We start from the raw sequence: 18,746 nt of genomic DNA, 5'->3' as shown, positions 1-18,746 counted from the left end.
CGAGACCCTACCGATGACCGTGCCGATGTCTGACACCGCATCCTTCGCCCCCGGCGCCACCGCCGGCGACGGCGCGCGTCCCGGGGGCGCCGCCGTGCTGCCCACCGTGCGCGTCGACGGGCTGGACTTCGTCGCCAGCACCGTGCCGCAGGTGTCGGCGCACATCGTCGCTGAGGCGGGCGCGGGACGCGGCGGCTGGGTGGTCACGCCCAACATCGACATCCTGCGTCGCTGGCGCGTCGACGCGGCCTTCCGCGCGGTGGTCGAGTCCGCGACGATCTTCACCGCCGACGGCCGTCCCATCGTCTGGGCCAGCCAGCTGCAGGGCACGCCGCTGCCGGCGCGGCTGACCGGCTCCGACCTGTTCGTCCGGCTGGTGGGCGAGGCCCATGCCGCCGGCCTGCGCATCGCGCTGATCGGCGGCAACGAAGGCGCCGCCGAGGCCGCCGCCGCCAAGCTGCTGCCCGACGGCGGCGCGGAGCGTGTGCGTTGTCTGTGCCCGCCCTTCGGCTTCGAGCAGCAGCCCGCCGAGATGGCCCGGCTGGAGCAGCTGCTGGTCGACTGGCAGCCGCACATCGTGTTCATCGGCCTGGGCTCGCCCAAACAGGAGAAGCTGATCGCGCGCCTGCGGCCGCTGGCGCCGCGCGCCTGGTACCTGGGCGTGGGCGTGAGCTTCAGCTTCGTCGCCGGCGACGTGAAGCGGGCGCCGGGCTGGATGCAGCGCTCCGGACTGGAGTGGGTGCACCGGCTGGTGCAGGAGCCGGGCCGGCTGGCGCGGCGCTACCTGGTGGACGGCATCCCGTTCGCCGTCGGCCTGCTGTGGCGCGCGCGCCTGGCCCGCGGACGCGTGCCGCAAGGCCGGGGAGCGGCACCATGAACGGCACCTTGAACGGCGCCGTGACCGGCACGCCGGGCGCGCCCGCGGTCAGCGTCGTCATCCCGCTCTACAACAAGGAAGACCACATCGCGCGAGCCGTCGAGTCGGTGCTGGCGCAGACGTGGCGGGACTTCGAGCTGGTCGTCGTCGACGCCGGCTCGCGCGACGGCGGCGCGGCCCTCGTCGAAGGCTGCGCCGACCCGCGCGTGCGGCTGCACCGCCAGCCCAACGGCGGCGTGTCGGTGGCGCGCAACCGCGGCGTGGCGCTGACCTCGGCGCCGCTGATCGCCTTCCTCGACGCCGACGACGCCTGGGAGCCGGACTTCCTCGACAACGTCATGGCGCTGCAGGCCAGTCATCCGGCATCGGTCGCCGTCGCGATGAACTACGAGGTGGTCGCGCCCAACGGCACGCGATCGCTCGGCGTGGACCCGGCGCGCGCGCCGTCGCAGCTGCTGGATCCGCTGGCCTACTTCCGCATCGGCAAGCACGGCTCGCCGGTGTTCTCGTCGGCGGTCGCGGTGCGGCGCGAGGCGCTGGCCGCGGCCGGCGGTTTCCCGGAAGGCGTGCGCCTGGGCGAGGACATCGACACCTGGATCCGGCTGCTGTTCCAGGGCCCGGTGGTCTTCGACGCGCGGCCCGGCGGCATGTACTTCAACGACGCCACGAACCGCGCGCTGAACACGCACGCGCCGCCGGCGCGGTACGTCTTTTTCGACACGATCGACCGCTGGCTGGCCGCGCACCCCGACCAGGTCGAGGCGCGACGCGAGGCCGAAGAATTCAAGAACTTCTTCCGCCTGCTGCATGTGCATCACCAGCTCCGCTGGGGCGATGCGGAGGCGGGGCGGCGGTTGCTGGCAGACATCCGGACCCGGACCTTCCGTCGCGAGCAGCTGCGGCTGCGCGTGCTGAGCCGTGTGCCCCGCGCCTGCTACACGGGACTCTCGCGGCTGCGGCAGGCCCTGTTCCGCTGATGGGGCGCGCATGAAGGAAAAGCTCGCCCGCGGCGTGCTGTGGCTCAGCGGAGCCAAGGTCGTCGTCAATGTCCTGGGGCTGGTCAGCACGCTGGTGCTGGCCCGGCTGCTCACGCCCGAAGACTTCGGCCTGGTCGCCATCGCGATGACGCTGATCGCGTTGCTGCAGTCGGTGACGGAGATGTCGCTGTCGGCCGCGCTGATCCACCACCAGGCGCCCACCGACGACCACTTCAACAGCGCCTGGACGATGAACGCGCTGCGCGCGCTGCTGCTGGCGTCCGTGCTGGGCATCGCGTCGCCCTTCGTCGCCGACTTCTACAAGGACCCGCGCCTGCTGCCGGTGCTGCTGCTGCTGTCGGGCTCGATGGCGCTGGCCGGGCTGAACAACCCCAAGCAGGTGGTGCTCACGCGGCGGCTGGAGTTCTGGCAGGAATTCGCCGTGCTGGTCACGCAGAAGCTGGCCGGTTTCCTGGTCGGCGTCGGCATGGCGCTGGCCTTCCGCAGCTACTGGGCGCTGGTGGCCGGCACGCTGGCCACGCAGATCGCGGGGCTGATCGTGTCCTACTGCGTCGTGCCGTTCCGGCCGCGCCCCTCGCTGTCCAAGGTGCGCGAGCTGTGGTCCTTTTCCGCCTGGGTCACGCTGAGCTACATCCTCAACACGATCAACTGGAAGCTGGACCACCTGCTGATCGGCACCTTCATCAGCCCGAAGGCGCTGGGCATCTACACCGTCGGCGACAACCTCGCCGGGCTGCCGACGCGCGAGACCATCGGCCCGCTGGAGCAGGCGCTGTTCCCCGGCCTGCGCCAGGTCACCGACGACCCCGAGCGGCTGCGGCGCACCTATGCGCGGGCGCAGGCGCTGATCACGATGATCGCGCTGCCGGTGGGCTTCGGCGTCGGCGCGCTGGCGCGGCCGCTGGTCGAGCTGGTGCTCGGCCCCAAGTGGCTGGAGGCGGTGCTCATCGTGCAGGTGCTGTCCTGCGTCTTCGCGGTGCAGACCATCAGCTCGGCCGTGCATCCGCTGGCGATGGCCAAGGGCAAGACGCGCATGATGTTCGGGCGCGACGTGTTCGGCTTCTGCCTGCGCGTGCCCATCATCCTGGTGGGCATGTGGTGGGCCGGCATGGTCGGCATCGTCTTCGGCCGCATGGTGTCGGGCACGCTGGGCGTGTTCATCAACGCGACGCTGGTGCGGCGCCTGATCGGCCTGACGATCCGGCAGCAGCTGTTCAACAGCTGGCGCTCGCTGCTGAGCGTGGCCGTGATGTGGAGCGCGCTGACCGCGACCGTGCATCACTGGCCGGTCTACGGCGGCGCCCTCGAGCGCGCCGGCTGGCTGGCCGGACTGGGACTGGCGGGCGGGGCGACCTACCTCGCCCTGCATTTCGCGCTCTGGGTCCTGGCGGGCAAGCCCGCCGGCGCGGAGCAGGATTTCATCGAACTCGCCGGCAAGGCTGCCGGCAAGCTGGGCAAACTGATTCCGATCGGAAGGGAAGCGACGTGACGGAAACGACCGACTACAGGCGTTTGATCGAGGACCAGGCCGCGCGCTCGGCACAGGCGCTGTCGCGCTTCGTCAGGACGGGCCAGGACTTCGCGCTGGTGGACTTCCCCGACCATTACAACGTCGGCGACAGCGCCATCTGGCTGGGCGAGATCGCGCTGTTCAAGCGCCTGCTCGGCGGCGGGCCGAGCTACGTCAGCACCGTCGAGAGCTACTCGAAGGAGGCGCTGCGCCGCGCCGCGCCGACCGGCCCGATCTTCATCCACGGCGGCGGCAACTTCGGCGACATCTATCCGAAGCACCAGGACTTCCGCATCCGGCTGATGACCGACTTCCCGGACCGCGACATCGTCCAGCTGCCGCAGTCCATCAGCTTCAGCGCGCCGGAGGCGGTCGCCGCCACCGCGCAGGCGATCGCGAAACACGGCCGCTTCACGCTGCTGGTGCGCGACCAGCCGAGCCTGAACTTCGCCCGCGAGCACTTCGTCTGCCCGAGCGAGCTGCTGCCCGACATGGCCTTCGGCATCGGTCCGATCGAGAAACCGGTGTCGCCGAGCTCGGCGGTCTTCATGCTGCTGCGCGAGGACACCGAGCGCGCCGCCTACGACCGCGAGCCGCTGCTGCGCCGCCCCGACGCGGTCGCCGCGGACTGGGTCACCGAGCCGCAGCGCTTCCACCGCCTGTGCACCTGGCGCAGCCGCATCGCGATGGCCGGCAAGGGCGGGCTGGCGTCGCCGCAAGGCACGCTGGACCTCTACAACCGCCTGGCGCAGGGCCGCGTGCGGCGCGGGCTCAAGATGCTGGCCTCGGGCCGCGTCGTCGTGACGGACCGGCTGCATGCGCACATCCTGTCGACGATGATGGACATCCCGCACGTGGTGCTGGACAACAGCTACGGCAAGATCGCCGGCTACATGGCCGCCTGGACCGGCGTCTATCCGAAGGTGCGCCGCGCCAAGACCTCCGACGACGTGCTGGCCCACCTCAAGGACTGGGGGGTGTGATGGTCATGACGCCCTCCGGCATGACGCCCACGGATCTCGACGTCAGCGTCGTCATCTGCACCCGCAACCGCGCGCGGCAGCTCGCGGAGGTGCTCGATTCGGCCACGCAGCTCGAGGTCCCCGATGGCCTGCGCTGGGAGCTGCTGGTCGTCGACAACGGCAGCAGCGACGACACCGAGGCGGTGATCCGCAGCTTCGCCGACCGGCTGCCGGTGCGCTATGCTCGCGAGGACACGCCGGGCCTGTCCAACGCGCGCAACCAGGGCGTGCGCTCGGCGCGCGGCGCCTACCTCTGCTGGACCGACGACGACGTGCGCATGGACCGGCGCTGGCTGGCGGCCTATGTCGAGGCCTTCCGCCGCCACCCGGAGGCGTCCGTCTTCGGCGGTCGCGTGCTGCCGCGGCTCGAAGGCGGCGGCGCGCCGCAGTGGTTCATCGACGAGCATCTGAAGTACCCGATCGCCAGCCCGATGGCCTACCGCGACCTCGGCGACGAGGAACTGGCGCTGAGCTTCACCGGCAACCGCGTGCCCTACGGCGCCAACTTCGCGGTCCGGACCGCCGAGCAGCGCCAGGCGTTGTACGACCCGGAGCTGGGCGTCTCGCCGACGCACAAGCGCCTGGGCGAGGAGGTCGACGCGCTCTACCGGATGATGAAGGCCGGCGCGACCGGCTGGTGGGTGCCGGGATCGCGGGTGCACCACCTGATCCCGCCGGGCCGCCAGACGGCCGCCTACATCTACGAGTACTACTTCCTCGCCGGCGCGACGACGGCCCACCTGAAGGCGCGCCGCCCGACCGACAACTACCTGATCGTCGACGGCGACGTGCCGTCCGACCTCGGCCTGTCGCGCTGGCGCTGCTACCGGCGCGGGCTGCGGCGCTTCCTGGCCTACCGCACGGCGCGCCGGCGCGGCGACCTGCGCTGGATCTCCGACCTGGCCGACCTCGGCTACTACCTGGGCATGGGCTCCTATGGCGGCGCGGCCGAGAAGACCTTCCTCGGACTGAAGACCCGCTTCGAATGAGGACCGCCGCGTCATGACCCGCAAGATCCTGTTCGTGGCGCCGGTGCCGCCGTGGCCGGCCGACTCCGGCGGCGCGCAGCGCAGCTTCCTGCTGTACCAGGCGCTGAAGCGGCTGGGCGAGGTCGACCTGGTGCTGATCACCGCCAACGAGATCGCCGGCGACACGCAGCGCGTGCTGCGCGACGACTTCGGACTGAAGGCCGTGCTGCGGCCGGATCCGGGCCTGCTGACGCTGCGCCGGCTGCACTTCGGCTACGGCCGCATCGGCGTCAACGTGCTGCGCCTGACGCGCTGGCTGCTGGGCAGCCGCGACACGCTGTACCGCAGCGGCCCGCTGGCCCGGGAGCTGCGTGCGCTGGTGCGTGCCGGCGGCTACGACCTGGCCGTCGGGCGCTACCTGTGGACGGTCGTGCAGAGCGGCGTGATCGACGAACTGCCGACCTGGCTGGACTTCGACGACCTCGAGTCCGAGGTCTGGCAGAGCCGCGCCGACGAGGCCGGCGGCCGGGGGCTGAAGGCCTACTACCGGCACATCGCCGACAGCTACGCGACGCGGCAGCGCCAGCTGGCACGTCGGCTGGCCGGCGGCTGGGTCGCCAAGGCGCGCGACGCCGGCCGGCTCGACCGTGCCGACCTCGGCGTGCTGCCCAACATCCCGTTCGCGAACTACCCGCGCCCGGCCGCGCCGCTGCCGTATGAGGGCAACGATGCCCCCCACGGCAGCGGGACGCTGAACGTCATCGGCGTCGCCGCCTTCGACTACCGGCCCAACCTGCTGGGTTTCGACTGGTTCGTCACGCAGGTCTGGCCGCGCGTGGTCGAACGCTTCCCGCAGGCGCGCCTGAACCTCGTGGGCAAGCTCAAGGACGAGGACGCCGCTGCGCGCTGGCGCCAGGTGCCCGGCGTCGTGCTGCACGGTCGCGTGCCGGAGCTGCCGCCGTACTACGCGTCCGCGCTGTTCGCGGTGGCGCCGGTGTTCCAGGGCGGCGGCACCAACATCAAGGTGATCGAGGCGCTGGTCTACGGCCGCTGCTGCGTGGGCACGCCGCACGCGCTCAAGGGCTTCGAGGGCCTGGGCGGCCTGCACGAGGGCGCCGACGTCGAGGCCTTCGCCGCCCGCTGCATCGCGCTGCTGGCCGCGCCGGCCGACTGCGTCGAGGCCGGCCAGGTCGCGGCGAGCGGCGCGGCCGACCGGTTCTCGTTCGCGCATTTCGCCGACGAGGTGGCTCGGACGCTGGAGACCCCACGAACGGCCTCCGAACAGATGCCCCAGCACGTGGCGGACCGCCTCAAGCCGGTTCAGGAGCCTCCCGCCTGAAGGTGATCCGCGCCTCGCCCCGGATGGGGCCGCCGCCCCCCGCCTGAGGGACACCCCCTGCTCCACGGTGGTGCGAGCCGTTCTACGATCGCGTGAAGACGCCATCAAGGACCCCTCCGTGAACGCAGTGACACCCGACCCGGCGTTCGCAGGAGACGAGCGGGCCGCGCCGACGGCCGCGGCCACCGTCGCAGCCGCCGCCGCGCGGGTGCCGGCCGTCAGCGTCGTGATCCCGCTCTTCAACAAGGAGCGCGACATCGGCCGGGCCATCGATTCCGTGCTGGCGCAGGCCTGGTCCGACTTCGAGCTGGTGGTCGTCGACGACGGCTCCAGCGACGGTTGCGCGGCCGTCGTGGCGGCCTACGACGATCCGCGACTGCGGATGGAGCGCCAGGCCAACGCCGGGGTGTCGGCTGCGCGCAACCGCGGCGTCGCGCTGAGCCGCGCGCCGTGGGTGGCGTTCCTGGACGCCGACGACGCCTGGACCCCGAGTTTCCTCGGCGACGTGCTGGCGCTGGCGGCCCGCCATCCCGAGGCCGCCGGCGTCGCGCTGAACTACGAGATCGTCTCCCCGGGCGGCGCCCGCGCACTCGGCGTGGACCCGGCGGACGCGCCCGCGCAGCTGCTGGATCCGCTGGCCTACTTCCGCATCGGGCGGCATGCGCCGCCGCTGTCGTCGTCGTCGGTGGTGGTGCGCCGCGAGGCGCTGCTGGCGGCGGGCGGTTTCCCCGTCGGCGTGCGCCTGGGCGAGGACATCGACACCTGGCTGCGGCTGCTGTTCCGGGGCGGCGTGTACTTCGATCCGCGGCCGGGCGCGCAGTATTTCGCCGACGCGTCCAACCGCGCGCTGAACACCCATGCGCCGCCCGCGCGCTACGCCTTCTTCGACACGATCGAGGGCTGGCTGGCCGCCCATCCGGAGCGCGTCGAGGAACGCCGCGAGGCCGAGGAGTTCATGAACTTCTTCCGCCTGCTGCATGCGCGGCACCAGATCCGCTGGGGCGATGCGCAAGCCGGCCGGCGCCTGCTGTCGGAGATCCGCACCACCGTCCACCGCGGCGAGAAGCGCCGGCTGCAGGTCTTGAGCCGCCTGCCGCGTCCCTGCTACGACGGGCTGGCGCGACTCAAGCGCAAGCTGCTTTCCCTCGGCTGACGGGGGCGGTCGGCACGCGGCTGCGAACCCGCTACCGACCCGCTGCCGGCCCGCTGCCAAGCCCCTGTCATCCGTACGCGGTATACAGCGCCCTGTGCCGCGCGCTGGCAGGCCCCTGAACGAGCGGGGGCGACGGCACGGTGCAAGGGCCGGGCTGGTGGAGAATCGGCGCCGTTCCACCCCGGAACTCATGGCAACCGGGCGCCGCGTGGCGCGCCGGTTCCACCCAGACTGCAGGAGTGCGCTTGAAAGTTCTCGTGACCGGAGCCGCCGGCTTCATCGGCATGCATGTCAGCCAGATCCTGCTGGCGCGCGGCGATCAGGTGGTCGGCCTGGACAACCTCAACGACTACTACGATCCGACCCTCAAGCACGCCCGGCTGGCGCGCCTGAGCGGCCAGCCCGGCTTCGAGTTCGTGCAGATGGACGTCGCCGACCGGGCCGGCATCGCCGAGCTGTTCGCCAAGCAGAAGTTCGACCGCGTCGTCCACCTGGCCGCGCAGGCCGGGGTGCGCTACTCGCTGGTCAACCCGCATGCGTACATCGAGTCCAACATCGTCGGCTTCACCAACATCCTGGAGGGCTGCCGCCATTCGGAAGTGAAGCACCTGGCCTACGCGTCCAGCTCCAGCGTCTACGGCGGCAACACGCACATGCCTTTCAGCGAGCACCACGGCGTGGACCACCCGGTCAGCCTGTATGCCGCGACCAAGAAGGCCAACGAGCTGATGGCGCACACCTACAGCCACCTGTTCAACCTGCCGACGACGGGGCTGCGCTTCTTCACCGTGTACGGGCCCTGGGGCCGGCCGGACATGGCGCTGTTCCTGTTCACGAAGGCGATCCTCGCGGGCGAGCCGATCAAGGTCTTCAACCACGGGAAGATGATCCGCGACTTCACCTACATCGACGACATCGCCGAAGGCGTGGTGCGCGTGCTGGACCGCACCGCCACGGCCGATCCGGCGTATGACCCGGTGGCGGCCGATCCGGCGCGTTCCAATGCGCCGTACCGCGTCTTCAACATCGGCAACCACGCGCCGATCCCGCTGATGGACTTCATCGGCGCGATCGAGCAGGCAGTGGGCCGCGAGGCGGTCAAGGAGTTCCTCCCGCTGCAGGACGGTGACGTGCCGGCCACGCACGCGGACGTCGAGGAACTCGCCGCCTGGACGGGCTTCCGTCCGGCGATGCCGGTGCCGGAGGGCATCCGCCGCTTCGTCGCCTGGTACCGCGACTACTACAAGGCCTGACCGCCATTCCGGCGGTCGGCGCTGAGCTGGACACCTTCAAGAGAGACGCAAGATGAAAGTGACGACGATCGGCACTGGCTACGTGGGCCTGGTGACAGGCGCGTGCCTGGCCGAGATGGGCAATCACGTGGTCTGCCTGGACGTGAACGCCGAGAAGATCAAGGTCCTGAACGACGGCGGCATCCCCATCCACGAACCGGGCCTGGACGCCATCGTTGCGCGCAATGCGGCCGCCGGCCGGCTGCAGTTCACCACCGACGTGGACGTGGCGGTCAACCACGGCACCGTGCTGTTCATCGCGGTCGGCACGCCGCCCGGCGAGGACGGCTCGGCCGACCTGCAGTACGTGCTGGCCGCGGCGCGCTCCATCGGCGAGCGCATGACCGACTACAAGGTCATCGTCGACAAGAGCACCGTGCCGGTGGGCACCGCCGACAATGTCCGCGCCGAGATCCGCGCGGCCCTGCAGGCGCGCGGCGCCGACGTGAACTTCTCGGTCGTCTCCAACCCCGAGTTCCTGAAGGAAGGCGCGGCGATCGAGGACTTCATGAAGCCCGACCGCATCGTCGTCGGCTCCGACGACGAGCAGGCCACGCTGATGATGCGCGCGCTCTACGCGCCCTTCACGCGCAGCCATGACCGCCTGTTCGTGATGGACGTGCGCAGCGCCGAGTTCACCAAGTACGCCGCCAACGCGATGCTGGCCACGCGCATCAGCTTCATGAACGAGCTGGCGCTGCTGGCCGAGAAGGTCGGCGCCGACATCGAGCTGGTGCGCCGCGGCATCGGGTCCGATCCGCGCATCGGCTACCAGTTCCTGTACGCGGGCGCCGGGTACGGCGGCTCGTGTTTCCCCAAGGACGTGAAGGCGCTGGTGCGCACCGGGCGCGAGTACGGCCAGGACCTGAAGGTGCTGAACGCCGTCGAGGAGGCCAACGAGCACCAGAAGCGCGTGCTGGTCGACAAGGTGGTGCGCCGCTTCGGCGAGGACCTCAGCGGCCGCCGCTTCGCGCTGTGGGGCCTGGCCTTCAAGCCCAACACCGACGACATGCGCGAGGCGCCGGCGCTGGTGGTGATCGAGGAACTGACGCGCCGCGGCGCGGCCGTGGCGGCCTACGACCCGGTGGCGATGAGCGAGGCGGCCAAGCTGCTGAGCCAGGTGCCGGGCGTGAGCTTCTGCGAGCGCGCGGACCACGCGCTGCAGGACTCCGACGCGCTGATCATCATCACCGAGTGGAAGGAGTTCCGCACGCCGGACTTCGACCGCATCAAGTCGGAGTTGAAGCAGCCGGTGATCTTCGACGGCCGCAACCTGTACGAGCCCGCGCTGATGAAGACGCTGGGCATCGAGCACCACGCGATCGGCCGCGGCACCACGGCGCCGACGGACACCCCGCCCGTTTGAACCACGCATCCCTGCGGCAAATGCTGCAGGGTCGCCGACCCCCACGTTTGAAGACGACCAGGGCGTGTCCCTGGCGCGCAGATTGCTGACTTCCCGGCACGCCTGAGCGTCGCCCAGGCGCATCCACCATGCCTGGGAGTCCGCGAGATGAGCCGTACAGCGAGCCTGGAGTCGAACGGGGAATTCGTCAGCATCCTGATGCTGACCTACAACGCACCGGAATACGTCGAGATATCGGTGCGCAGCGTGCGCGAACGCACCCGGGGAGTGCGCTACGAGCTGGTCGTGCTCGACAACGACTCCCAGCCCGAGACCAAGGCGCTGGTGCAGCGCCTGCATGACGAGGGGCTGATCGACCGGCTGCGGCTGCTCGATCGCAACTCTTTGTTCGCCGAGGGCAACAACCTCGCGTCCGAGATGGCCGATCCCGCGGCCACGCACTACCTGCTCCTGAACAGCGACATCGAGGCCCGCGACCCCGATTGGCTGCGGCATCTGCTCGACGAGCACCAGCGCGGCATCACGGCCTACGGCGTGGCGGCGGATCCCGACCGCGTCGACGGCTACTGCCTGCTGATCGACGCCGACCTCTACCGCCGTTTCAAGCTGGACGAGGGCCACCAGTGGTGGTGGGCCGTGACCAAGATGCAGGCGATGGTGCTGAGCGCGGGCTTCCCGGTGCGCGGCTTCGCCGAGCACGAGCAGTACCTGCATCACTTCGGCGGCAAGAGCGGCAGCGGCTTCAAGAACGCCAAGGGCATGAACGTGTCGCGCGACGAGGTGATGGGCTGGTTCGCCGACCGGCGTCCGGTGGTGCTGGACCGCAACGCCGACGGCAGCCTGCCCGGCGCGCGTCATGTGCAGGTGCCCGAGCCGCCCCGGACCTTCTTCAGCCGTGCCAAGGGCAGGCTGCGTCGCCTGCTGGATGCCGTGACCACGCATTGAGGGTCGATTGACGACCCGTTACCTGGGAAGGGTCCGGTAACGGGTCCGGGAGCGCGTGTTGCCGACCTCGTCCGCTTTGGCGGAGGAGCGGCAATGAGTACAACGACCGGCGGCAGTGCGGATCACCACGTCGGATCCCTGGACGGACTGCGCGCGCTCGCGGCGCTGTGGGTCTACCTGTCGCATGTGGCGCTGCTGACCGGCATGCGCATCCTGCCGGTGCTGTCCTGGGGCGACATGGCGGTGGACCTGTTCATGATGATCTCGGGCTTCCTGATGGCCCACCACTACCTGCACCGCCGCGATCGCGAGCCCTGGTCGGCGCCGGCGACCTGGCGCGCCTTCTGGCTGCGGCGCTTCTTCCGGATCGCGCCGGCCTACTACCTGCTCCTGATCGTCGCGCTGCTGATCGGGCCGTGGCTCGGCGACTGCCGCACCTTGATCGCCGGGCCGTTCCCCGGCACGACGACGCCGATCGAGCGTTACACCGACGCCTCGCTCGCCAACATCGCCGTGCATGCGACTTTCGTGTTCGGCGCCTTGCCCGCCTACGCGTTCCGCACGCCGCTGCCGGACTGGTCGATCGGACTGGAGATGCAGTTCTATGCGGTCTTCCCCTTCCTGATGCTGCTGATCGGCGTGCGCGGTCGCGCGCTCCGTCTGGCCTTGGCGGTCGCGCTGGCCTTCGCCGCGTTGTGGCTGTTCCGCGGCTACGGCGCGCGTTTCGAGATGCCGGCCTTCCTCGGTCTGAAGCTGCAGGTGTTCCTGATCGGCGTGCTGCTGGCTTACGGGCGCCGCGGCGGCTTCACGCCCGTGTCGGCCGCCCTGATCGCGGGCATCGTCCTCTTCGAGGCCTGGCGCCAGGGCGGCGTCCATGGAGCCTGTTTCGCGCTGCTGGTGCTCGGCTTCGGCCTGCTGGTCGCCGGACCGGCGCAATCGCGTCCTCTCCAGCGCGTGCGCGCCGCGCTGTCCACACCGCTGGCCAGCCAGGCCGGCGAGTACGCATACTGCCTCTACCTGATCCACCTGCTGTGGTTGATCCCGGTCGCCGGCCTGCTGACGCTGCAGCCCTGGTACCTGGAGCTCAAGGGGGTGCTGCGCTTCCTGACCTGCATCGCGCTGAGCCTGCCGCCCACGCTGCTGTGCTGCGCGGCGATCTACCGCTTCGTCGAGACGCCCGGCATCCAGCTGGGCAAGCGGCTGGTGGCCGGCCGACGGCAGCTCACTGCACCCGCCGCAGCGCATCCCTGACACGCCAGCGCAGCTTGTCCGCGAAGGTCTGCGGCTGTATGGGCACCGGCCGCGGCCGGTTCGCGTGGACGTCGGCGTGGCGGACCTCGCGCCAGCGGCCCTCGAGCGCCCGGTGGGCGACCTCGATGTCCGCGTCGACCACGGCCCGGTTCTCGGGGAACAGGTAGTAGGTGAACCTCGGATCGCCCGTGGGCATCAGGTCGACGCTGGCGCACTGGAACGGGTTCATGAAGCCCGACAGCGGCATGACGACGCGGTCCGCGCGCGACAGCCAGCCCGCGAGCCAGGAGAAGGTGCTGACCGCCAGGACGATGTGGCGCGACTTCGCGATCACCGAGAAATCGTGCACCGCGCCGCGGCTCGCCACGAATTCGGCCGCGGGGAAGGCCTCGCGCAAGCTGCGTACGTAGCGGCTGTCGTCGAGCTGCCCGAGGAACACGGGCCGCAGCCCGCTCTCCGCCACGAGGCCGCGATAGAAGGACACCGGCAGCACCGTGTATTCGGGATGCACCGCCTGCAGGACCTCTCCCGCGCGGACATTGATGAGCAGCACGTCCGCGCCGTAGCCCTCGGCCTGCGGCAGCAGGGGGAAGTGGGCGCGGGCCGCTTCGACCGCCGGGAGGTTGCGGACCTGGGAGGAGTAGATGTTGAGCTCGACCCGATCCGTCCCGCGGCGGGCGACGTGGGCCGCGATGGCGTCGAAATCCAGCACGGCGGAGCGGTCGGACGTGTAGCGCAGCCGGTGATGCCAGGTCTTCTGCGCGATCAGGGGAAGGTCGATCTGCCATTCGCCGATCCGCACGTTGGACAGCTCGAATCCCGGCAGGCGCTCGCGCAGCGACAAGGCCGCGAGGAACTGCAGCATCTTGTTGCCGAGGTTGCCCGGGGCGAAGTCCATCTCGATGACGCCTCGCGGCGCTGCCGTCGATCCTTCCATCGTGAGCTCCCTGGCCAGGCACTGGCGCCCGGGTGCAGGGCAGGGGGGATGCCGGCCCGGTGCGGCGACGTCCCCTCAAATGGGCGGGGAGACGCCCCGCGCGGGCCTCCGGGGCGACGCCCGCGTCGCGCGGTCGGGGTCGCGATGGGATACTCCCGGCTTCCTTCGGAAGCGATTCACATGGTCAAGATCAACCACATCGAAGTCGACAACGCCAAGCCCTTCGTGCTGTTCGGCGGGGTCAACGTGCTGGAGTCGGAGCAGTTCGCCGTCGACGTCTGCGGCGAGTACGTCCGCGTGACCAAGGAGCTCGGCATCCCCTACGTCTTCAAGGCCTCGTTCGACAAGGCCAACCGGTCTTCGATCAAGAGCTACCGGGGTCCGGGCCTGGAAGCCGGCCTGAAGATCTTCGAGGCGGTGAAGAAGGCGCATGGCGTGGCCGTGCTCACCGACGTGCACGAGCCCCACCAGGCGGCCGAGGTCGCCTCGGTGTGCGAGGTCCTGCAGCTGCCGGCCTTCCTGGCCCGCCAGACCGACCTGGTGATCGCGCTGGCGAAGACCGGCCGCGTCATCAACATCAAGAAGCCGCAGTTCGTCAGCCCGCCGCAGATGAAGAACATCGTCGAGAAGTTCCAGGAAGGCGGCAACCCGAACGTGATGCTGTGCGACCGCGGCGCGCAGTTCGGCTACGACAACCTGGTGGTCGACATGCTGGGCTTCGGCGTGATGAAGCAGGTCAGCGGCGGCAAGCCGGTGATCTTCGACGTGACGCATGCGCTGCAGCAGCGGGAATCGGGCGCCGCCGCGTCCGGCGGCCGCCGCGGGCAGGTCACCGAGCTGGCCCGCGCCGGCATGGCCATCGGCCTGGCCGGCCTGTTCCTGGAAGCCCATCCGGATCCGGAGAAGGCACTCTGCGACGGCCCCAGCGCGCTGCGGCTGTCTCAGCTCAAGCCGTTCCTGGAGCAGGTCAAGGCGGTGGATGATCTGGTGAAGGGGTTCCCGGCGCTGGATACCCACTGAGCGTCGCCGCGGCGGACAGGTCGCCTGCCGTGCCTGCAGGACCTGCAGCGCCCGCGGACCCCACGGCCACCGCGCCCGCCTGGATCTCCCGCAGCCACCGGCACAGCCGGTCGGCGTAGTGCGCGAAGGTCATCTCCGAGGCCAGCTGCTGCCCCGCACGCGCCATCGCGTCGCGCGCCGCGCGATGGGCCGGGTCCTGCATCCAGTCGATCGCCGCGCGCATCGCGGCCGCATCGCCGGGCGGCACCACCAGCGCATGCACATCGGCCGTCAGGTGGTCGCGCACGCCCAGCGTGTCGGTCACGATCAGCGGCTTGCCCAGCGCCAAGGCGTTCAGGTAGGTCTGCTGGCCGACGCTGCGGCCTTCCACCGGCAGCAGCGGCACGATCGCCACGTCGCTGCGCATCATCGCCAGGAAGAAGTCGCGCTCGCTCAGCGGGCCCACCCGCGCCTGCGGCGGCATGCCGGTGACCACGTTGGACGTCGCGACCGTGAAGCGGCCGTCCGCCCCCGTGGCCGCGGCGGCCAAGGTGCCGTAGTCCCGCAGCGAGTTGCCGCCGGCGAAGAAATGCGTCGGCGCGTCGAGGGCGCGCGCGTCGACCCCGGCTGCTTCCCGTGCGATCTGCTCATGCAGCCCCGGCATCATCGCCAGCGGCAGCTGCGAGCAGAAGGCGGTGAAGCGCGCCGCGCCCGGGCGCAGACCGGCCTCGGCGGTGACGAGTTCGGCCTCGGCGCTGGACAGGAAGCCGTAGTGCGTCTGCGGTCCCTTCGTCAGCCGCAGCAGCGTGCGCAGGAACCAGGCGTAGAGCGGGAAGGCGAGCTTGGCGCGGCTGTTGAGCGGCACCGCGCGCGGATGCCAGGTGGCGTCGGAGATCAACACGCCGGTAGCGGGCTTGGCCAGGCGCAGGTAGATCGCCAGCAGCATGTCGAACCACAGGTCGCGCGCGCCGAGCGCCCCGTTGAGCAGGATCGCGTCGCCGGCCTTCAGCCCGCGAACGGCGCGGAACACGCCGCGCCGGCCGTCCCGTTCCCGGTGCAACACCGTCACGTCCGGGTGCAGCCCCGGTTTCTCATCGCACCAGATCGTGCTGTACAGCGCCATCGCCGCAGTCCTCTTCGAAGATGTCGAAGGGGAACTCGCAACTTCCAGGCCATCGCGTGCGTCGTCCGGCCGCTGGACGGCCTCAGCCCCGACGGGTCAGGCCGACGGCGTGACCCAGGGCGTCGGACCGGTCTGCAGCGGCAACTGCGACTGGATCTCGCGCAGCAGCGCCGAGAGACGCGCGGCGTAGTGCGCGAAGGTCATCTCCGACGCGAGCGTCAGGCCGTGTTGCGCCATCGTCGCGCGCGCGGTGCCGTGTTCGGGCGCCAGCATCCACACGATCGCCTCGCGCAGCGCGGCGGGATCGTGCGACGGCACGATCAGCGCATGCAGGTCGCCGACCAGGTGGTCGCGTACGCCGATGACGTCGGTGAGGATCAGCGGCTTGCCCAGGGCCAGCGCGTTCAGATAGGTCTGCTGGCCGACGCTGCGGCCTTCGGTGTGCCACATCGGCAGCACGACGATGTCGCTGCGCGCCATGTCGCGGAAGAAATCGTGATGGCTGCGTCCCGCCGCCCGCACGTTGGGCGGCAGCGGGCCGAGGTCCTTGGTGGTGGCGATCTCGATGTCGGCGTCCAGGCCCGCAGCGGCTTCGAGCAGCGACGGGTAGTCGCGCAAGGCGTTGCCGCCGGAGAAGATGCGCGGGCGACGGCTGCCGACGCTCGCCTCGGTCTGGGCGCACAGGGTGCGCAGCTCGTCCAGGATCTCCAACGGCAGCTGCGAGCAGAACGCGGTGAAGTGGGCCACGCCCGGCCGCAGCGAGGCCTCGCGCGCGACCAGCGCGACCTCGGCCGTCGACAGGAATCCGTAATGCGTGTACCGGCCGCGGCTCAGCAGCAGCAGCACGCGGTGCAACAGCGCGTAGGCCGGGAACAGGAATCCGGCGCGACTGTCGCCGGGCAGTGCGCGCGCATGCCAGGTCGCATCGGCGATCAACACGCCCACGCCGCGGCGGAACCAGCGGATGTAGATCGCCAGCAGCATGTCGAACCAGAGGTCGCTCGCGCCCAGGGCGCCGTTGAGCAGGATGGCGTCGCCGGCCGCCAGTTGGCGGACCTTGCGGAAGACGCCTCGGCGGCCGATACGCTCGCGGTGCAGCACGTGCATGTCCGGCGGCAGGCCGGGCTTCTCGTCGCACCAGATGGTGCTGTACAGGGTCATCGTTCTGGCTCTCCGGGTCACGCCCGGGCTGGTGTGTTCGCGGTCTGGATCGTGCGTTCCGCGTGCCCGTCGCACTGGGCCGGTGCGATTCTTGGACGAAGCGGCGATTTTGGGGCAGCTTGAAGCGAATTACCGCGACAACTTCACCGTACCGGTGCGGTCCCCCTCAGGTGAAGGGGGGCTCTGTCCGAGAGGCGGTCGTTCCGGGGGAAGGGCTCAGGCACGGCCCCGTGCGGCGGCGGCGCGCGATCGGTGGACGGCCTCCGGCAGACGCCCGTTGAAAAGCAGTCGCGTCACGGCGAAGGGACGGACCACCCCGCGGTGGAACGCCAGGCTGAGCGCCAGCGCGCCGGCGGCGATGACCGGGAACTTCAGCGCCGCCGGCCAATCGAGCGGCAGCAGCAGCAGCGCGAGGACCACCACCATCAGGTGATGGACGAGGAAGATCGTGTAGCTTGCCTCGGCGAGCGCGCGGCCGGGTCCGCCGAGCGACGGACCCCGCCACCGGGCGAGCCAGCCGATGGCCGCGCCGGTGGCCAGCCAGATGCCGAGCAGCTCGACGGCCAGCGCCGCCTCGCGTGCCAGCGCACCCGGTAACGTGCTGCTGGCGGCGTCGCCCCAGTTGGCCATGAAGGCGGCGGCCGGCAGCAGCCACGGCGGCGTGCGCAGCCAGGCCTCGAGCCAAGGGGGACCTTGCCGCATCGCCAGCCCGGCCAGGAACATGGGCGCGTAGAACGCCAGGTTGAACAGCGTCACACCGCCCGGGCCCGGCGCATAGGCCAGGCCGCTCAGCCGGACGACGATGAGGAGCGCGTGACTCAGCAGGGCGCCGATCAGCGCCACGCTCACCCAATGGATCGGGACGGCAGCCCGGATCCATGGGGCCTGCATCGAAGAGGTCCGAGTCGATGTTCCGCGCGTCGATGCCGCAGCCGGCCGGCGGCGCAACGCCACCCACGCCAGCGCCAGCAGGTTCATCACCAGCAGGTCGCGCAGGAACCAGAGATGGGCGATCGGCGTCGACAGCGAGATCAGCGCGGTCCAGGGATCGCCGCCGCGGTGCCAGGTCAGCAGGGCGGCCTGCGCGGTGTTGAGCAGGATCCAGCAGGTCAGCAGCGGCACGCCCAGGCGCACCAGTTGGCGTTGCGCCAGATCGGGCGCTGTGTGGCGCGTCAGGCTGCCCGCGAAGAGCAGGCCGGACAGCAGGAAGAAGCCGGGGACGCGGAAGCTGTGGATCAGCGCGACCAGCGCGTCGAAAACGGCGCCGCGGTGGGTGTCCGCGACCAGCCAGTCGCCCGCGCTGACGAAGACGTCCGCAGCGTGCAGGGCGATGCCCATCACCATCAGGGTGGCGCGGATCCTGTCGTAGTCGATGGCGACGGTCATGCCGGTGGGACCGGTCGTCGCTGTCGCAGGGGTCGTGATGGTTTCAGTGGTGAGCGGCCCGCCGACGGCGGAACCGGCCACCTCCCCGTGCGGGGCGATGGAAACGTGCATGGCTTGCCTCCTCTGCACCAGCCGGGCGCCTCTCCGTGCGCCTGAGGAAATGACTGTACGAGTGGCGCACCCGCGAAGTGCATCCACCTGTAAGCAGTTCTTTCAGAGCCCCCCGGAACGAGGGGGTGGCGGGTCAGCGAAGGAGATCGCTCGCGAGCCGGTCGACGATGCGCGTGGCCGCTTGGCCGTCCCAGAGAGGGGGGCGGCGTACTTCCACCTTGGGCCAGCGGCCGTCGATGTCATCGAGCCGTTGCAGCGCCAAGGCCAGGATCCGCGCCGGATCAGTGCCGGCGATCTGGTTGGTGCCG

16 protein-coding genes are annotated in these 18,746 nt (G+C 70.6%); 12 read left to right on the top strand and 4 right to left on the bottom strand.

What is annotated here, in order from left to right; all coding sequences use genetic code 11:
- Positions 1-25: 25 nt before the first annotated feature.
- From VF536_RS26460 to VF536_RS26410, 11 genes are all read left to right on the top strand, one after another.
- Entirely contained in the window at positions 26-877 is an 852-nt protein-coding gene (locus tag VF536_RS26460; protein ID WP_331617933.1) for a WecB/TagA/CpsF family glycosyltransferase, read from the top strand.
- Positions 874-1,854 (top strand): glycosyltransferase family A protein, encoded by a 981-nt coding sequence (locus VF536_RS26455; RefSeq protein WP_331617932.1) that lies wholly within the window; start codon positions 874-876, stop codon positions 1,852-1,854. Before VF536_RS26460 ends, VF536_RS26455 begins: the two co-directional genes overlap by 4 nt.
- 10 nt (positions 1,855-1,864) lie before the next feature.
- The gene (locus tag VF536_RS26450; RefSeq protein ID WP_331617931.1) at positions 1,865-3,364 is read left to right on the top strand and encodes a lipopolysaccharide biosynthesis protein; all 1,500 of its coding nucleotides are present in this window, start codon (positions 1,865-1,867) and stop codon (positions 3,362-3,364) included.
- The gene (locus tag VF536_RS26445) at positions 3,361-4,368 is read left to right on the top strand and encodes a polysaccharide pyruvyl transferase family protein (RefSeq protein WP_331617930.1); all 1,008 of its coding nucleotides are present in this window, start codon (positions 3,361-3,363) and stop codon (positions 4,366-4,368) included. Before VF536_RS26450 ends, VF536_RS26445 begins: the two co-directional genes overlap by 4 nt.
- The gene (locus tag VF536_RS26440) at positions 4,368-5,396 is read left to right on the top strand and encodes a glycosyltransferase (protein ID WP_331617929.1); all 1,029 of its coding nucleotides are present in this window, start codon (positions 4,368-4,370) and stop codon (positions 5,394-5,396) included. The genes VF536_RS26445 and VF536_RS26440 overlap by 1 nt, the downstream gene beginning before the upstream one ends.
- A gap of 13 nt (positions 5,397-5,409) precedes the next feature.
- Positions 5,410-6,714 (top strand): glycosyltransferase family 4 protein, encoded by a 1,305-nt coding sequence (locus tag VF536_RS26435; RefSeq protein WP_331617928.1) that lies wholly within the window; start codon positions 5,410-5,412, stop codon positions 6,712-6,714.
- A gap of 118 nt (positions 6,715-6,832) precedes the next feature.
- Positions 6,833-7,867 carry a glycosyltransferase family A protein gene (locus VF536_RS26430; protein ID WP_331617927.1) on the top strand — a complete coding sequence of 345 codons (1,035 nt, stop codon included), beginning with the start codon at positions 6,833-6,835 and terminating at the stop codon, positions 7,865-7,867.
- 245 nt (positions 7,868-8,112) lie between these two features.
- Positions 8,113-9,120: an NAD-dependent epimerase gene (locus tag VF536_RS26425; protein ID WP_331617926.1), complete on the top strand. Its 1,008-nt coding sequence runs from the start codon at positions 8,113-8,115 to the stop codon at positions 9,118-9,120.
- Positions 9,121-9,172: 52 nt separating this feature from the next.
- Positions 9,173-10,525, top strand: coding sequence for a UDP-glucose/GDP-mannose dehydrogenase family protein (locus VF536_RS26420; protein WP_331617925.1), 1,353 nt, complete (start codon positions 9,173-9,175; stop codon positions 10,523-10,525).
- Positions 10,526-10,672: 147 nt separating this feature from the next.
- Positions 10,673-11,470: a glycosyltransferase family 2 protein gene (locus VF536_RS26415; RefSeq protein WP_331617924.1), complete on the top strand. Its 798-nt coding sequence runs from the start codon at positions 10,673-10,675 to the stop codon at positions 11,468-11,470.
- A 93-nt stretch (positions 11,471-11,563) separates the two neighbouring features.
- The gene (locus VF536_RS26410) at positions 11,564-12,721 is read left to right on the top strand and encodes an acyltransferase (RefSeq protein WP_331617923.1); all 1,158 of its coding nucleotides are present in this window, start codon (positions 11,564-11,566) and stop codon (positions 12,719-12,721) included.
- Here VF536_RS26410 and VF536_RS26405 read toward each other — a convergent pair.
- A complete protein-coding gene (locus tag VF536_RS26405; RefSeq protein ID WP_331617922.1) occupies positions 12,693-13,658 on the bottom strand; it encodes a hypothetical protein in 966 nt (321 codons plus the stop codon). The two genes, VF536_RS26410 and VF536_RS26405, sit on opposite strands and share 29 nt — an antisense overlap.
- 180 nt (positions 13,659-13,838) lie before the next feature.
- Between VF536_RS26405 and kdsA the strand changes: the two genes are divergently transcribed.
- Positions 13,839-14,678: a 3-deoxy-8-phosphooctulonate synthase gene (gene kdsA / locus VF536_RS26400; RefSeq protein WP_331617921.1), complete on the top strand. Its 840-nt coding sequence runs from the start codon at positions 13,839-13,841 to the stop codon at positions 14,676-14,678.
- On the opposite strand, the gene VF536_RS26395 is transcribed toward kdsA, so the two are convergent.
- The 3 genes from VF536_RS26395 to VF536_RS26385 all read right to left on the bottom strand — a co-directional run bounded on the left by VF536_RS26395 (position 14,626) and on the right by VF536_RS26385 (position 18,438).
- Complete coding sequence (locus VF536_RS26395; protein ID WP_331617920.1) at positions 14,626-15,780, bottom strand: glycosyltransferase; 1,155 nt, start codon at positions 15,778-15,780, stop codon at positions 14,626-14,628. The two genes, kdsA and VF536_RS26395, sit on opposite strands and share 53 nt — an antisense overlap.
- A 96-nt stretch (positions 15,781-15,876) precedes the next feature.
- Positions 15,877-16,941 (bottom strand): glycosyltransferase family 4 protein, encoded by a 1,065-nt coding sequence (locus VF536_RS26390; protein WP_331617919.1) that lies wholly within the window; start codon positions 16,939-16,941, stop codon positions 15,877-15,879.
- 216 nt (positions 16,942-17,157) lie between these two features.
- A complete protein-coding gene (locus VF536_RS26385; protein ID WP_331617918.1) occupies positions 17,158-18,438 on the bottom strand; it encodes an acyltransferase family protein in 1,281 nt (426 codons plus the stop codon).
- Between the last annotated feature and the right edge of the window lie 308 nt (positions 18,439-18,746).

Source organism: Roseateles sp. (assembly GCF_036486225.1).
GTDB lineage: Bacteria > Pseudomonadota > Gammaproteobacteria > Burkholderiales > Burkholderiaceae_C > Roseateles.
This window is presented reverse-complemented; position numbering and strand designations above follow the sequence as displayed.

Excerpts from the sequence above, each read along its gene's own strand:
- VF536_RS26410 (WP_331617923.1), top strand. The coding sequence starts at position 11,564 with ATGAGTACAACGACCGGCGGCAGTGCGGATCACCACGTCGGATCCCTG.
- VF536_RS26435 (WP_331617928.1), top strand. The coding sequence starts at position 5,410 with ATGACCCGCAAGATCCTGTTCGTGGCGCCGGTGCCGCCGTGGCCGGCC.
- VF536_RS26390 (WP_331617919.1), bottom strand. The coding sequence starts at position 16,941 with ATGACCCTGTACAGCACCATCTGGTGCGACGAGAAGCCCGGCCTGCCG.
- VF536_RS26385 (WP_331617918.1), bottom strand. The coding sequence starts at position 18,438 with ATGCACGTTTCCATCGCCCCGCACGGGGAGGTGGCCGGTTCCGCCGTC.
- VF536_RS26415 (WP_331617924.1), top strand. The coding sequence starts at position 10,673 with ATGAGCCGTACAGCGAGCCTGGAGTCGAACGGGGAATTCGTCAGCATC.
- VF536_RS26440 (WP_331617929.1), top strand. The coding sequence starts at position 4,368 with ATGGTCATGACGCCCTCCGGCATGACGCCCACGGATCTCGACGTCAGC.
- kdsA (WP_331617921.1), top strand. The coding sequence starts at position 13,839 with ATGGTCAAGATCAACCACATCGAAGTCGACAACGCCAAGCCCTTCGTG.
- VF536_RS26450 (WP_331617931.1), top strand. The coding sequence starts at position 1,865 with ATGAAGGAAAAGCTCGCCCGCGGCGTGCTGTGGCTCAGCGGAGCCAAG.
- VF536_RS26455 (WP_331617932.1), top strand. The coding sequence starts at position 874 with ATGAACGGCACCTTGAACGGCGCCGTGACCGGCACGCCGGGCGCGCCC.
- VF536_RS26405 (WP_331617922.1), bottom strand. The coding sequence starts at position 13,658 with ATGGAAGGATCGACGGCAGCGCCGCGAGGCGTCATCGAGATGGACTTC.
- VF536_RS26460 (WP_331617933.1), top strand. The coding sequence starts at position 26 with ATGTCTGACACCGCATCCTTCGCCCCCGGCGCCACCGCCGGCGACGGC.
- VF536_RS26420 (WP_331617925.1), top strand. The coding sequence starts at position 9,173 with ATGAAAGTGACGACGATCGGCACTGGCTACGTGGGCCTGGTGACAGGC.
- VF536_RS26395 (WP_331617920.1), bottom strand. The coding sequence starts at position 15,780 with ATGGCGCTGTACAGCACGATCTGGTGCGATGAGAAACCGGGGCTGCAC.